Annotated in this window: 15 protein-coding genes; 9 read left to right on the top strand and 6 right to left on the bottom strand. The window is 49.8% G+C overall.

Annotation, left to right across the window (positions count from 1 at the left end):
* Window position 1 precedes the first annotated feature (1 nt).
* On the bottom strand, window positions 2–550 hold the full coding sequence (gene orn / locus AEST_RS03445) for an oligoribonuclease (protein ID WP_008607080.1): 549 nt from the start codon (window positions 548–550) through the stop codon (window positions 2–4).
* A gap of 109 nt (window positions 551–659) precedes the next feature.
* Between orn and rsgA the strand changes: the two genes are divergently transcribed.
* The 3 genes from rsgA to AEST_RS03430 are packed head-to-tail and all read left to right on the top strand — an operon-like array spanning window position 660 to window position 3,295.
* Entirely contained in the window at window positions 660–1,694 is a 1,035-nt protein-coding gene (gene rsgA / locus AEST_RS03440) for a small ribosomal subunit biogenesis GTPase RsgA (protein WP_008607079.1), read from the top strand.
* Between the two features lie 34 nt (window positions 1,695–1,728).
* The gene (gene asd, locus AEST_RS03435; RefSeq protein ID WP_008607078.1) at window positions 1,729–2,604 is read left to right on the top strand and encodes an archaetidylserine decarboxylase; all 876 of its coding nucleotides are present in this window, start codon (window positions 1,729–1,731) and stop codon (window positions 2,602–2,604) included.
* Between the two features lies 1 nt (window position 2,605).
* A complete protein-coding gene (locus AEST_RS03430) occupies window positions 2,606–3,295 on the top strand; it encodes a glycerophosphodiester phosphodiesterase (RefSeq protein WP_008607076.1) in 690 nt (229 codons plus the stop codon).
* 32 nt (window positions 3,296–3,327) lie between these two features.
* Here the strand turns inward: AEST_RS03430 and AEST_RS03425 are convergent, their stop codons facing one another.
* Window positions 3,328–3,732, bottom strand: coding sequence for a MerC domain-containing protein (locus AEST_RS03425; protein WP_008607075.1), 405 nt, complete (start codon window positions 3,730–3,732; stop codon window positions 3,328–3,330).
* A gap of 173 nt (window positions 3,733–3,905) precedes the next feature.
* Here AEST_RS03425 and AEST_RS03420 point away from each other — a divergent pair, with 173 nt between their 5' ends.
* On the top strand, window positions 3,906–4,214 hold the full coding sequence (locus tag AEST_RS03420) for a hypothetical protein (protein WP_008607074.1): 309 nt from the start codon (window positions 3,906–3,908) through the stop codon (window positions 4,212–4,214).
* A 56-nt stretch (window positions 4,215–4,270) separates the two neighbouring features.
* On the opposite strand, the gene AEST_RS03415 is transcribed toward AEST_RS03420, so the two are convergent.
* The 3 genes from AEST_RS03415 to AEST_RS03405 all read right to left on the bottom strand — a co-directional run bounded on the left by AEST_RS03415 (window position 4,271) and on the right by AEST_RS03405 (window position 6,913).
* A complete protein-coding gene (locus AEST_RS03415) occupies window positions 4,271–4,804 on the bottom strand; it encodes a DUF3016 domain-containing protein (RefSeq protein WP_008607073.1) in 534 nt (177 codons plus the stop codon).
* Between the two features lie 132 nt (window positions 4,805–4,936).
* Window positions 4,937–6,571: a chaperonin GroEL gene (gene groL / locus AEST_RS03410; RefSeq protein ID WP_008607072.1), complete on the bottom strand. Its 1,635-nt coding sequence runs from the start codon at window positions 6,569–6,571 to the stop codon at window positions 4,937–4,939.
* A 51-nt stretch (window positions 6,572–6,622) separates the two neighbouring features.
* Window positions 6,623–6,913 (bottom strand): co-chaperone GroES, encoded by a 291-nt coding sequence (locus tag AEST_RS03405; protein ID WP_008607071.1) that lies wholly within the window; start codon window positions 6,911–6,913, stop codon window positions 6,623–6,625.
* A gap of 169 nt (window positions 6,914–7,082) precedes the next feature.
* Between AEST_RS03405 and cutA the strand changes: the two genes are divergently transcribed.
* The 5 genes from cutA to accC all read left to right on the top strand — a co-directional run bounded on the left by cutA (window position 7,083) and on the right by accC (window position 11,776).
* A complete protein-coding gene (gene cutA / locus AEST_RS03400; RefSeq protein ID WP_008607070.1) occupies window positions 7,083–7,403 on the top strand; it encodes a divalent-cation tolerance protein CutA in 321 nt (106 codons plus the stop codon).
* Complete coding sequence (locus AEST_RS03395) at window positions 7,396–9,213, top strand: protein-disulfide reductase DsbD (protein WP_039925052.1); 1,818 nt, start codon at window positions 7,396–7,398, stop codon at window positions 9,211–9,213. Before cutA ends, AEST_RS03395 begins: the two co-directional genes overlap by 8 nt.
* A 265-nt stretch (window positions 9,214–9,478) precedes the next feature.
* Window positions 9,479–9,937 (top strand): type II 3-dehydroquinate dehydratase, encoded by a 459-nt coding sequence (gene aroQ, locus AEST_RS03390; RefSeq protein WP_008607068.1) that lies wholly within the window; start codon window positions 9,479–9,481, stop codon window positions 9,935–9,937.
* An 18-nt stretch (window positions 9,938–9,955) separates the two neighbouring features.
* A complete protein-coding gene (accB, locus tag AEST_RS03385) occupies window positions 9,956–10,417 on the top strand; it encodes an acetyl-CoA carboxylase biotin carboxyl carrier protein (RefSeq protein WP_008607066.1) in 462 nt (153 codons plus the stop codon).
* Between the two features lie 15 nt (window positions 10,418–10,432).
* The gene (gene accC / locus AEST_RS03380; RefSeq protein ID WP_008607065.1) at window positions 10,433–11,776 is read left to right on the top strand and encodes an acetyl-CoA carboxylase biotin carboxylase subunit; all 1,344 of its coding nucleotides are present in this window, start codon (window positions 10,433–10,435) and stop codon (window positions 11,774–11,776) included.
* A 188-nt stretch (window positions 11,777–11,964) separates the two neighbouring features.
* Here the strand turns inward: accC and AEST_RS03375 are convergent, their stop codons facing one another.
* Window positions 11,965–13,287, bottom strand: a complete 1,323-nt coding sequence (locus AEST_RS03375; protein WP_039924999.1) for a hypothetical protein — start codon at window positions 13,285–13,287, stop codon at window positions 11,965–11,967.
* Window positions 13,288–13,447 lie beyond the last annotated feature (160 nt).

The raw sequence follows: 13,447 nt of genomic DNA, 5'->3' as shown, positions 1-13,447 counted from the left end.
TTCAGGGTAAACGAAAAAAATATTGGCGATAGGTGACTAATTCAGCAATCGACTCGCGGATATCATCCAGCGCCAGATGACTGCTGCTCTTTTGCACCTTCTGCAGCACCTCAGGATGCCAGCGCCGCGCCAGTTCTTTTACCGTGCTGACATCTAAATTACGGTAATGGAAGAAAGCTTCCAGCTCTGGCGCATACTCCGCCAGAAAACGCCGGTCCTGACCAATGCTGTTACCACACATCGGGGATTTGCCCTTGCTGACATACTGGCTTAAAAAAGCGATGGTTTGCTGCTCGGCCTCTGCCAGCGTCACCGTGCTGGCACGACAACGGGCAGTCAAACCGCTCTTGCCATGCTGCTCTACACACCAGGGGTCCATATTATCCAGAATCTCGTCCGCCGTCTTAATCGCAAATACCGGGCCCTCGGCCAGAATATTTAACTGACTGTCGGTAACGATGGTCGCCATTTCCAGAATGACGTCGGTTTTCGGTTCCAGGCCGGTCATTTCCAGATCCAGCCAAATCAGATTAGTATCATTTACTGCCATAGTTTCCTCAGCTATATCGAAGCCAGATGGCTTTGTCCGCGGGCGCTTTACAGGTATGATACACCCCAGAAACCAACTGTGATAGCTAAAGCCAGCAAAACGGTAAACCGTGACCAAGAAAAAACACCTGAATCAACGCCAGCATCAACGTATTGCCGACAATGAGCAGCGGCGGCTAAAACGCAGCAGCAAAGCCAGTACCAGTGACTGGGACGACGCCCTATTGCATCCGCCGGAACAGGGTCTAGTGCTTAGCCGCTTTGGTCAGCATGCCGATGTCGAAGATGCCAGCGGTGCAGTAGTGCGCTGTAATATGCGCCGCACTATCAGTTCGGTGGTCACCGGCGACGAGGTCAGCTGGCGCCGCAGCAAACAACCGACCGGCAGCATTGATGGCGTGATTGAAGCGGTGGCAGAACGGCACTCGGTACTGCTACGCCCGGATTTCTATGATGGTTTAAAACCGGTCGCCGCCAATATCGATTTAATGATTATTGTCTCCGCTATCCTGCCGGCACTGTCGTTAAATATTATCGACCGTTATCTGGTGGCCTCAGAAATCACCGGCATTAAACCACTACTGGTGATTAATAAAGTCGACTTATTACCCGAAACCGAACAACAGGCGCTTGACCAGCACCTGCAACTGTACCGGCAGATGGGCTACGCCTGTCTGCTGGTCAGTGCCAAAACCGGTCAGGGTATGGCCGAGCTGCTACAGTATCTGCATAGCGGTACCAGCATCTTTGTTGGCCAGTCGGGCGTCGGCAAGTCATCGCTGATGAATACGCTGATGCCGGGTCTGGCGGCCGCGACGCAGGAAGTATCGGAAGTATCAGGTCTGGGCCAGCATACCACGACGGTATCCCGGCTGTATCACCTGCCGGAAGGTGGCAAGCTGATTGATTCACCGGGTATTCGCGAGTTTGCACTCTGGCATTTATCGCCGGAGGAAGTGACCAACGGCTTTATCGAGTTCCGCCCCTGGCTGGGCCGTTGTAAGTTTCGCGACTGTAAGCATCTGACCGATCCGGGCTGTGCCATACAGCATGCGGTGGCAGAGGGCGAAATCAGCCCGCTACGCTACGAGAGTTACCAGAAAATCCTGCACAGTATGGCGCAGGATAAACCGCATTATTTTTAACTTTTAGTCTTTTAATACGAGTAGCTGACATCTTATGGATAAATTTAAAATCACTCTGCAATACCTGTTACCCAAGCACCTGTTATCACGTTTGGTGGGTTATCTGGCCGCAGCGAAACTGGGTTTTATCAGTCATGCCCTGATTAGCCTGTTTATCAAAGCCTATAAGATCAATATGCAGGAAGCCAGGCATGAAAAAGCCAGTGACTATGCCAGCTTTAATGAGTTCTTTACCCGGCCGCTGAAAGACGGAATCCGGCCGCTGGTCGCCGATCCTGCCATCGTCGCGCACCCGGTAGACGGTGCCATCAGCCAGCTCGGCGATATCGTCGCTGGCCAGCTGGTGCAGGCAAAAAACCACGATTACAGCCTGCAAAGTCTGCTCGGCGGTAAAGCCGAAACGGCGGAGCCTTTTGCTGGCGGTAAATTCGCTACGATTTACCTGGCGCCCAAAGATTACCACCGTATCCATATGCCGGTTAGCGGCACCCTGCGCGAGATGATCTATGTACCAGGTGAGCTATTCTCAGTAAACCCGCTGACCGCTGAAAATGTCCCGGATCTGTTTGCCCGTAATGAACGAGTAGTAACCATTTTTGATACTGAATTCGGCCCTATGGCATTGGTATTGGTTGGCGCCACTATCGTGGCCAGTATCGAAACAGTTTGGGCAGGCACCGTCACACCACCGACCGGTAAAGAGATATTTCGCTGGCAGTATCCGGCTGAGGGCTTAAACAGCATCAGGCTGGAAAAAGGTGCCGAGATGGGTCGTTTTAAACTGGGCTCTACCGTGATCCTGGCGTTCCCGCATGGCAGCATCGACTTTTTAGCTGACCAACAGCCGGGCACAGTGACCCGTATGGGCACCGCCTTTGCCAATATTAAGCCAACCAAGACGGCGGACTAAGATGCAAATTATTGCGCATCGCGGCGCCAGTGGTGAGTATCCGGAAAATACCCTGCTGGCGTTTCGCCAGGCCTTAGCCCAGGGCGCAGATGCTATCGAACTGGATGTGTTTGCGGTAGAGGGCGAACTGATTGTGATCCACGATCCGCATTTACAGCGCACCACCAATGGCAGCGGCAGTATTTACCAGCATAGCTTGGCACAACTGGCCACCATCGACGCCGGTGCCGGCGAGCCGATCCCACTTTTGTGGCAGGTGCTGCAGCTGGTACAGGGCCGCTGTTGGCTAAATATCGAATTAAAGGGCGCGGATACGCTCGATCCCTTGCTAAAGCTGCTGCAGCGCGCTGAGCGCGAGCTGAACTATGATCTTAACAGCCTGCTGATTTCCTCCTTTAATCATAAACTGCTAGCAGCCGTAAAAGCGGCGCGGCCTGAGCTAAAAACCGGTGCTCTAACGGCTTCACTGCCCACCGACAATTGCGCCTTCGCTGCGCAATTGCAAGCGTACTCAGTGCACTGTGATGCCGGTTTTATCGACGAGGCACTGGTTGCCGATGCCAAAGCCCGGCAACTACAGCTTTATGTTTATACGGTAGATGAGGCAGATGATTTAGCGCGGCTAAAGGCGCTGGGTGTCGATGGGGTTTTTACTAATTATCCGGCGCGCAGCCGCAAGCTTCTGACATAAAACCACAACCACCTGACGTAAAAAAACCTGCATTATGCAGGTTTTTTATCATCGGTTTCACAGCTATTACACTGATTGCAAAGCCGCATATTCATAATATGGGCAAACACGACGAGCGAGGCGCCAATCACCAGAATGACATGCTCGTAATCGTGGCCCCAGGCATCACGCTGCCAGTAAATAAAACCACCTAAGAACAGCGAATAAAACGGGTAGAGTTTGCGATGATAACGATGAAAGCCGATAAACAGCGTAATAAAACCCAGCACCATGGTAAATAACAGCACAAAGCCTTCAAAGGCATGGTTATGGGCGGCGGTTAAGCCCAGTAACGGTAATACAGGCAGGATCACCGGCAATAAAATACAGTGAATGGCACAGAGTGATGTGACCATAATACCGAACTTATCAAATAATAGCCTTGCCTTTGCCAGCACAACCGAACCCCTATCTTCGTTCCGAGTGTTGTCTCGAGACGATATAATATAACAAAGCACTGTAATTGCAAACCGCAGATTGCAAAGCCGCCGTCAAAAAAGTACACCGGCCACACCAGCAATAGCCAGACTATGGCATAATACGGCTACTGAAACACGAAGTGACATGATCAATGGAAAACTTGCTACAACAGTTGGATGAAAACCTGAAAGAACTTTACCGCAAGGCGTTGGATGCAGATGCTTTGCTGGAGCAGCTACAACAACAGGGCCAGGCCAAATATCAGACAGTCTTTAGTAAAGATGCCGGTTTCAAAGTCGAGAGCAACCGCTTTATGCCGTACCTGGCTGAAACCGCGGAACAGGTAGCGGCGATCCGCCATAGCCAGCAATTTAATACCAGCACACTACAGCGGGTCGTGCAACAGCTACAGCTGTTACATAAAACCCTGACTGAGTTCCGTGCAGCCGTAAAGGCGTAAGCGACACAGCCGGCAAGTTTGCCGGCTGGATGGATTACTGCGGGAAAACTGCAGTATTAGTGCGCAGTTTTCGGCGTAACGGCAGCATGCTGGGTGACGGCTGGCTGCACATTCTTAGTAAACCAGTCGTTTAGCATCACTCTTTCGTATTCAAACTCGGGTCTGGCGCTCGGCCGGCTGATGCGCTGTAAAAAGCCCATATCGCGCAAGCGCTCCTCACCACTCAGCACTTCCTCACCCCGCTGGTCACGCAACACATGACTAAAACGCACTGCCGGTGAATGTACATCTTTAATAATCCGCAGTGCCTGACCGCCAGTGCCGGCAAAGTAGTCGACATCACCCGCCAGATCGATATCGGTAATGGTCACTTGCCACTGATAACCCTCTGGCATCTGCGCCGCCATGTCGTTAAACATTTTTTCAAATGCGGTCTGTACCCGCTGTTGATAACGGCTACGGGTGTCATTGGTCGGCCGGATATCCGTAAATTTTTCCGGTTCCTGGAAGCTGACCTGCACCTCGGCAGCAGCGGCCTGGCCGATGCCCAACACCGTAATAAGGCTTAAGGCGATTAAATGATTACGCATTGTCTTTCTCCCGGTAGAAACCTTTCCTAAGATTGCGCTAAAAGTATAGATTGCGCAAAGTTTATGCAAGCTGAATAGCTAAAAAAAAGCCCCGACGTTTCCGTCAGGGCTTATTTATTTAAAATCAGCGGGTTACATCATGCCGCCCATACCACCCATGCCACCCATATCTGGCATTGGTTTTTCTTCTTTTGGCAGCTCAGTTACCATCGCTTCGGTGGTGATCATCAGCGAGCCAACAGAGGCAGCGAACTGCAGTGCAGAACGTGTGACTTTAGTTGGGTCCAGGATACCCATTTCCAGCATATCGCCGTACACGTCGGTCGCAGCGTTATAACCGTAGTTACCGCTACCTTCTTTAACCTTGTTAACCACAACTGATGGCTCTTCACCGGCGTTAGATACGATCTGACGCAGTGGCGCTTCCATTGCGCGCAGTGCGATCTTAATACCGTGCGTTTGATCTTCGTTCGCACCGGTTAAGCCAGCAAGTTTGGCCGCTACGCGCACCAGCGCTACACCACCGCCAGGCACCACGCCTTCTTCTACCGCAGCACGGGTAGCGTGTAAGGCGTCTTCTACGCGGTGTTTCTTCTCTTTCATTTCGATTTCAGTGGCGGCACCAACTTTGATTACGGCAACACCGCCAGCCAGCTTGGCCAGACGCTCTTGCAGCTTCTCTTTATCGTAGTCAGAAGTCGCTTCTTCGATTTGCTGACGGATTTGCTTCACGCGAGCGTCAATCGCCGCTTGCTCACCGGCACCATCGATAATGGTGGTGTTATCTTTAGTGATAACAACGCGCTTCGCGGTACCTAAGTCTTCCAGCGTGGCTTTTTCCAGTTCCATACCGATTTCTTCTGAAATCACAGTACCGCCAGTCAGAGTAGCGATATCCTGCAGCATCGCTTTACGACGGTCACCGAAGCCTGGTGCTTTCACGGCAGAGATTTTCACGATACCGCGCATATTGTTGACGACTAAAGTCGCTAAGGCTTCGCCTTCGACGTCTTCAGCAATAATCAGCAGTGGCTTACCTGATTTGGCTACGCCTTCCAGTACCGGCAGTAATTCGCGGATATTAGAAATTTTCTTATCCACAGTCAGGATAAAGGGGTTATCCAGTTCAACCTGGCCTGCTTCCTGGTTGTTAATAAAGTACGGAGACAGGTAACCACGGTCGAACTGCATACCTTCAACCACGTCCAGCTCGTTGTTCAGGCCCTGGCCTTCTTCAACGGTGATCACACCTTCTTTACCCACTTTGTCCATGGCATTGGCAATGATCTGGCCAATTTCATCATCAGAGTTAGCAGAGATAGTACCTACCTGCGCAATAGCTTTGCTGTCAGCACATGGCTGTGACAGGGCTTTTAATTCGGCTACGGCAGCGATGACAGCTTTGTCGATACCACGTTTTAAATCCATCGGATTCATACCGGCAGCAACGGCTTTCACACCTTCGTTAATAATGTTTTGGGCCAGCACAGTAGCAGTAGTGGTACCATCACCGGCTTCGTCATTGGCTTTAGACGCCACTTCTTTTACCATCTGGGCGCCCATATTCTCGAACTTATCTTCCAGCTCGATTTCTTTGGCAACTGACACACCGTCTTTGGTGATCAGAGGAGCACCGAACGATTTGTCCAGAATCACGTTACGGCCTTTTGGACCTAAAGTAACGCGCACAGCGTTCGCCAGAATGTTTACGCCTTTCAGCATCTTGTTACGGGCTTCATCGCCAAAACGTACGTCTTTTGCAGCCATTTTCGTATCCTTAAAAGTCGTTAATTGTTAATCAGAAAAGGGAAAGGGGAATTAATCCAGAATTACACCTAAGATATTGTCTTCTTTGGTGATCACATATTCCTGACCATCAATTTTCTCAGTGCGCTCTACATAGGCACCGAACAGAACCTTGTCGCCAACCTTAACGTCCAGTGGTTTCACATCGCCGTTATCTAAAATACGACCATTGCCCACTGCTACTACGACACCGCGCGTTGATTTTTCTGCGGAAGCACCAGTCAGAACGATGCCACCGGCAGACTTGCTCTCAGCGTCGGTACGTTTGATGATGACACGATCATGTAATGGACGAATATTCATGCTCTATCTCCTAAAGCGTTTGGGTTTTAACGTGACAGTTAAATTTTGTGTGCTCGCTATATGGGGCGAACCGAAAAAAATTCCAAGGGCCGGCAGAAAAAAATTCCGCAAAACACAGCCACGGTTTACCGTACAATGGTGCTAACCTAACAAAAAACCAAGGTCTGATATGCGCGATTATCTGCTGATCCTGTGTAACTGCCCGGATGAGGCAACGGCAACCGCCATTAGCACCCAGCTGTTACAGCAACGGCTGGTGGCCTGTGTTAACCGGCTACCCGCGGTACAATCCAGTTATATCTGGCAAGGCAAACTGGAGCAGGCGGTGGAAATTCAATTGCAACTTAAAGCGCCAAAGCGGAACTTTACCGCAATTGAGCAAGCCATAAGCGCCATTCACCCGTATGCTGTGCCGGAAATTATCGCCGTTGAGCTTTGTCAGCTGAATCAGGCTTATGCCGCCTGGATTAATGAGGTTACCTGTGATTAAACGCTGTTGTTATCTACTGCTGCTGCCCCTGCTGTTCCTGTTGCTAACCAGCACGGCGGCTGCGCAGCAGCAAAGCCCGCAAACCAGCCCGACGAATAATAATGCTGTGCTGCAAAGCCTGTTGCAGGGCCAGCCACAATTTTTACCGGTGGAACAGGCCTTTGTGCTGGACTACCGCCAGCAGGATAACGAGCTGTTGCTAAGCTGGACCATCGCCGATGGCTATTATATGTATCGCGATAAGTTTAAGTTTGGCGGCGTGGCAGTCAGCTTTTCGCATCCAAGCTATCCGGCCAGTATCAGTATTGAAGATGAATTCTTTGGCAAAACCGAAGTCTATTATCATCAGCTGCAGTTGAAGATCCCGCTGTCTGATATCGACGAAGATGCACTCTTTCGGGTGCAGTTTATGGGCTGCGCCGAAGCCGGTCTGTGTTATCCACCAACGACCATTGAAATTCCACTGACCCAGCCTGGCCAGTCTGAAACCAGCACCAGCTTAGCGACAACAGCACCGGTATCCAGCCAGTTTGGCTTATTGGAGCGCTTAAGCGAAGGCTCAGTGCTGGTGAGTCTGGGCATATTTTTCCTGCTCGGCTTAGGGCTGTCCTTTACCCCCTGCGTGTTTCCGATGTATCCGATTCTAAGTAGCATTATTGTCGGCCAGGGCCAGCGGCTGTCGACCCAACGCGCCTTTGGCTTGTCGATGTCCTATGTGCAGGGTATGGCACTGACCTACTCTCTGCTCGGACTGGTGGTCGCCAGCTTAGGCGTGAAATTCCAGGCGGCAATGCAGCATCCAGCCGTGTTAATCGTCGCTGCCGTGATCTTCGTGCTGCTGGCCTTGGCGATGTTCGGCGTCTTTAATCTGCAATTGCCAGCGCGCTGGCAGGAAAAGGTGGCTGGCGTCAGTAATAAACAACAAGGCGGCTCGCTTAAAGGCGCCTTTACCATGGGCGCATTATCCGGCTTGATTGCCTCACCCTGCACTACGGCACCGCTGTCTGCGGCACTGTTATATGTGGCGCAAAGTGGCGATCTGGCCCTTGGCGCCCTGACGCTTTATGTGCTGAGCCTGGGGATGGGTTTACCCTTGTTATTACTCGGTACCTCAGGCAGTCGCCTGCTGCCAAAAGCCGGCAACTGGATGAACGCGGTAAAAAATATCTTTGGCTTCCTGTTACTGGCCGTGCCACTGATCCTGTTAGAGCGCTTTTTACCTTTCTGGATCGTATTAGCCCTTGGCAGCGTCTTAACGCTGGCGCTGGTATTTTATTTATACCGCTTGCTGTTCAGCCTAAGCAGCGTCAACGCTAAAGCCGGTGTCGCAGTGCTGGCGCAGCTATTGTTACTGGGTATCTTCTGGCTGAATTTACAGTATTACCGCCCGGGCAGCCCGGCACTGCCGCAAGCGACGGTAAGCGCAGAAGGCGAGCATATTAATGCGCTCGGCTTTATTGTGGTAAAAGATGCCGATGAGCTGGCGCAGCAACTGCAGAAGGCGAAAGCGGCCGGTCAGTATGCATTGGTCGACCTGTATGCCGAGTGGTGCGTAGCCTGTAAAGAGTTTGAGCAATTGACCTTTCCAAGGCCGGAGGTTACCGCCCTCACCTCACAGATGCGGCTGATTAAAATTGATGTCACCCGGATGACCCGCAAAGATCAGGCGCTGCTGGATAGCTATCAGGTGTTGGGTTTACCCACCCTGCTATTTTTCGCCCCCGATGGCAGCGAGCTAACACAAAGCCGTGTCACCGGCTTTATGAATGCCAGCGCCTTTGCCAATCATTTACAGGCCATGATGCAATAATAATGACCGGCTGCAGCAAGCCAGGCTGCAGCCGAGTCCTTTCCTCTTGTCTTCCCCTTTAGGTCGCCGAGATCCTAACCATCCAGATGGCTACTGGCTGATAAGACCAGTATTTTGCTGCCATTTGCGGCGATTTCACTATAATAAGGCGCGGATCTGTCAGACAGGCATCGACAAGGTGCCCAAATTGGCCGTAAAGTGTGCATCTAACAGCTACGGCAACACTTGCTGACATCTTCCGGGAAAAGACAGGATAACTTAATTAATGACCGCGAATTTACGCATTCTGTTATTGAATGGCCCTAATCTGAATATGCTGGGTATTCGGGAGCCTGCGACCTATGGTGCCGCGACGCTGGCGCAAATTGTCGCCGGCTTGCAACAACAGGCAGCAGAGCTTAACGTGACGCTGACGGCGCTGCAATCGAATGCCGAGCATCAATTGATTGACGCCATTCAACAAAGTTATCAGCAGCAGGATTTTATTATTATCAATCCCGGAGCCTTTACCCATACCAGCATTGCGCTGCGTGATGCGCTGTTAGCAGTGGCGATTCCCTTTATCGAAGTACATTTATCCAATGTGCATGCCCGGGAAGCTTTCCGCCAACACTCTTATTTATCTGATATCGCCAAAGGGGTCATTTGTGGCCTGGGCGCCAGAGGCTACCACTATGCTCTGGATGCGGCGGTATCACTGTTACGACCACACAACCAAAATTAACTCAATCAGGCGAAAAAGATGGACATTAGAAAAATTAAAAAATTGATCGAACTGCTGGAAGAATCAGGCATTTCTGAGCTGGAAATTACCGAGGGTGAAGAGTCGGTACGTATCAGCCGTAATGGCCCGGCGCAGCACTATGCCCCAGCGCCGATGCATTATGCTGCCCCGGCTCCGGCACCTGTTGCCGCTCCTGCCGCCGCACCTGTGGCCGCCGCTCCAGCCGCTGCCCAACCTGCGGTGTCTGGTCACGTGGTTAAATCACCAATGGTCGGTTCTTTCTACCGCGCCGCTTCGCCAACCTCGAAAAACTTTGTTGAAGTCGGTCAAAGCGTAAAAGTCGGTGATACGCTCTGTATCGTCGAAGCGATGAAAATGATGAACCAAATCCAGTCTGACAAGGCCGGGGTGGTAAAAGAAATTCTGGTTGAAAACGGCGAGCCGGTAGAATTCGATCAACCGCTATTTATTATCGAATAAGATAAGGACGCACTAATGCTGGAAAAAGTCCTGATCGCAAACCGAGGCGAAATTGCGCTGCGCATTTTGCGTGCCTGCAAAGAGCTCGGGATCAAGACGGTAGCCGTGCACTCCACGGTTGACCGTAATTTAAAGCACGTGCTGCTGGCCGATGAAACCATCTGTATTGGCCCGGCACCGTCACCACAAAGCTATTTGAATATCCCCGCGCTGATCGCGGCGGCCGAAGTGACCAATGCCCAGGCCATCCACCCGGGTTACGGTTTTTTAGCCGAGCGCGCTGACTTTGCGCAGCAGGTTGAAGAAAGCGGCCTGGTCTTTATCGGCCCGCACCCGGATTCGATCCGGCTGATGGGTGATAAGGTTTCCGCCATTGAAGCAATGAAAAAAGCCGGCGTACCTTGTGTACCGGGCTCAGACGGCGCAGTCGGCGATGATGCGGCTACTAATAAAGCGATCGCGAAACGCATCGGTTACCCTATTATCGTTAAAGCTGCCGGTGGCGGTGGTGGCCGCGGTATGCGCGTGGTGCGTAGCGAAGAAGAACTGGTTAGCTCAATTGAAATGACCAAGGCCGAAGCCAAGGCCGCCTTTGGTAATGACATGGTGTATATGGAGAAATTCCTGGAAAACCCACGTCATATCGAAATTCAGGTGCTGGCGGATGGTCAGGGCAATGCGATTCACTTAGGTGAACGTGACTGTTCAATGCAGCGTCGCCATCAAAAAGTGGTGGAAGAAGCACCAGCACCGGGCATTACTCCAGAACTGCGTGCCTTTATCGGTGGCCGTTGTGTCGATGCCTGTAAGGTGATGAACTACCGCGGCGCCGGTACTTTCGAGTTCCTGTTTGAAAACGGCGAATTCTTCTTTATCGAGATGAATACCCGCATTCAGGTAGAACACCCGGTTACTGAGATGATTACCGGCGTCGACCTGATTAAAGAGCAGCTGCGCATTGCCTCTGGCATGCCACTGACCATTAAGCAGGAAGATATCGTGATCCGTGGCCATGCGGTGGAATGCCGGATTAACGCCGAAGATCCGGTTAGCTTTATTCCGTCACCAGGTAAAATCACCCGCTTCCATCCACCAGGTGGTAACGGCATCCGTTGGGATTCGCATATCTATGCCGATTACAGCGTACCGCCAAACTACGACTCCATGGTTGGCAAGCTGATTACCTACGGTGAGAGCCGTGATATCGCCATCGCCCGGATGCGTAACGCACTGGACGAGTTACTGGTCGAAGGCATTAAAACCAATATCCCACTGCATAAAGATATTATGCGCGATGCCGGTTTCTGCCAGGGCGGCACCAATATCCACTATCTGGAAAAGAAACTGGGTATTAAGTAACAACCATAACGTAAAAAGCCCCCGCCTGTTACCTGCCGGGGGCTTTTTTTATTTTATTATCACACTTTTTTGAAAACTCAGGCATTAAATCTATTAGCTCAAAGTCCTGGATCTGCGTCCAGGACTTTGTCAGCAGTCTGAGACAGCATTATTTATACTTTCTTTTTACCGTATTTATCTTTGATTAGTTAGATGATTCCCTTAACCACATTTAACACATCCTTATTTTTAGATATGTTGAAGTCAAAGCTTCTTGGTACTACATCGTTTTCAAAAATCTCACCGTATGTTTTGTTACTCCGGCTATTAACAGGGGTTAGGAATACATATTGCTTGTTATTTTTATTGGTGAATACATATATCACCATACCCTTATCTTTTTCTGACAGCTTAGGCTTGTCGTTTTCATCGCTGAATTTATCAATGTTGTAACCCGACTTTAAGAACGCTTCAACTTTTACTGATCTAGCGTAATCAAGTATGGCTCTCCTGTAGTTATTAGCTGTTTCATTTAATTTGCGATCATTGTAGTTTGCGCGATTAAATTGGCTGGTAAAGTTAGTCGCTGATTCCAGGCTTGCACGCTCTGTATTGATCTGACGGTCAAGATTTGCAATTTCGCGTTCAATTCTGGTTGGATTAATGCTTAATCTGTTAGAAGCGATGATCCGTGCATCTGATAATGCTTTTTGTGTCGTACTGACTTCCTGATTAGCTTGACGTCTCTCGCTTTGCAACTTCTCATAATCCATACCGTAGCTTATCAATGCTGGCGCTAAAGCAATTTGCGATTGATCTATCCGAGCTTCAACGCAATAGGCTACTGGAGTACCTCGATTGCTCATTACCTCAATTCGATTATCACACGGCGCGTTATTCTTTAACGCATAAGACCGATAAAAGTTTCTTGGTTCTGGTCTTGAATTAACATCGATAGGCAGATTGCTTTCCAAAACAATTTTCTTGAATTCCTCATAGAACTTTTCTTTTCGCTCGCTCATTTTGCGTTCAATGCCTTGATGCTTGCTTCTCGCTTGTTCGTGCAAGGCTAGCTCGTTTGCAGTAGCGGCATTGTAGCTTATCATTCTTTCTTGCAGCGTTTCACGCTCACCTTGAAGCTTGGTAATGTTACCGTTAATTCTTTTTGCCTCTACATCAATGTTAGATTGCACTCTCGTTCTAAGGGCTGCTAATTCACTTTCATAGACTTTTCTAATTTCTTCAATTTTTCGAAATTCATCATTTTTAAATGACACTTTATTAAGGGTTTTTAGATGACCATTTTCATCCACACCTGTGTCAAACCCTAAGCTGTTTTTTTCTTCAAACTCATTCGCTTTTTTAATGCTACTTTCAGTAACAATTACCGTGTAGCCCGTAAAGCTGTGTTTCTCTGTACTGTCGATTCTTTCAGCAAATTCGCTTTTTATACCATCAACCTTCTGGCCGCAGCCTAATAATGTTAACGCCGAAAGCGTAATTCCAAGTCCTAGTAATAATGTTTTTTTCATACAATATCGGTAAAAATACCGCTCCATCGTTAAGATTTTAGTGTCCACAAACTCTTTAAGTTTTTATTCTGAATTAATTTAATTAAAAACTCCACGTCAAATAACCAAGAATAAGCAGATTATCTGAGGGATCCCCAAAAATTCTGTAGTTAAAATAAAA

The organism is Alishewanella aestuarii B11 (genome assembly GCF_000280055.1).
GTDB classification, from domain to species: Bacteria; Pseudomonadota; Gammaproteobacteria; order Enterobacterales; family Alteromonadaceae; genus Alishewanella; species Alishewanella aestuarii.
The sequence above is the reverse complement of the archived record's forward strand: the minus strand, read 5'-3'. Positions and strand labels throughout refer to the sequence as shown.

Coding starts and splice junctions, on each gene's coding strand:
- accB (WP_008607066.1), top strand. CDS start 9,956: ATGGACATTAGAAAAATTAAAAAATTGATCGAACTGCTGGAAGAATCA.
- groL (WP_008607072.1), bottom strand. CDS start 6,571: ATGGCTGCAAAAGACGTACGTTTTGGCGATGAAGCCCGTAACAAGATG.
- accC (WP_008607065.1), top strand. CDS start 10,433: ATGCTGGAAAAAGTCCTGATCGCAAACCGAGGCGAAATTGCGCTGCGC.
- asd (WP_008607078.1), top strand. CDS start 1,729: ATGGATAAATTTAAAATCACTCTGCAATACCTGTTACCCAAGCACCTG.
- aroQ (WP_008607068.1), top strand. CDS start 9,479: ATGACCGCGAATTTACGCATTCTGTTATTGAATGGCCCTAATCTGAAT.
- orn (WP_008607080.1), bottom strand. CDS start 550: ATGGCAGTAAATGATACTAATCTGATTTGGCTGGATCTGGAAATGACC.
- cutA (WP_008607070.1), top strand. CDS start 7,083: ATGCGCGATTATCTGCTGATCCTGTGTAACTGCCCGGATGAGGCAACG.
- AEST_RS03415 (WP_008607073.1), bottom strand. CDS start 4,804: ATGCGTAATCATTTAATCGCCTTAAGCCTTATTACGGTGTTGGGCATC.
- AEST_RS03430 (WP_008607076.1), top strand. CDS start 2,606: ATGCAAATTATTGCGCATCGCGGCGCCAGTGGTGAGTATCCGGAAAAT.
- AEST_RS03405 (WP_008607071.1), bottom strand. CDS start 6,913: ATGAATATTCGTCCATTACATGATCGTGTCATCATCAAACGTACCGAC.
- AEST_RS03375 (WP_039924999.1), bottom strand. CDS start 13,287: ATGAAAAAAACATTATTACTAGGACTTGGAATTACGCTTTCGGCGTTA.
- AEST_RS03420 (WP_008607074.1), top strand. CDS start 3,906: ATGGAAAACTTGCTACAACAGTTGGATGAAAACCTGAAAGAACTTTAC.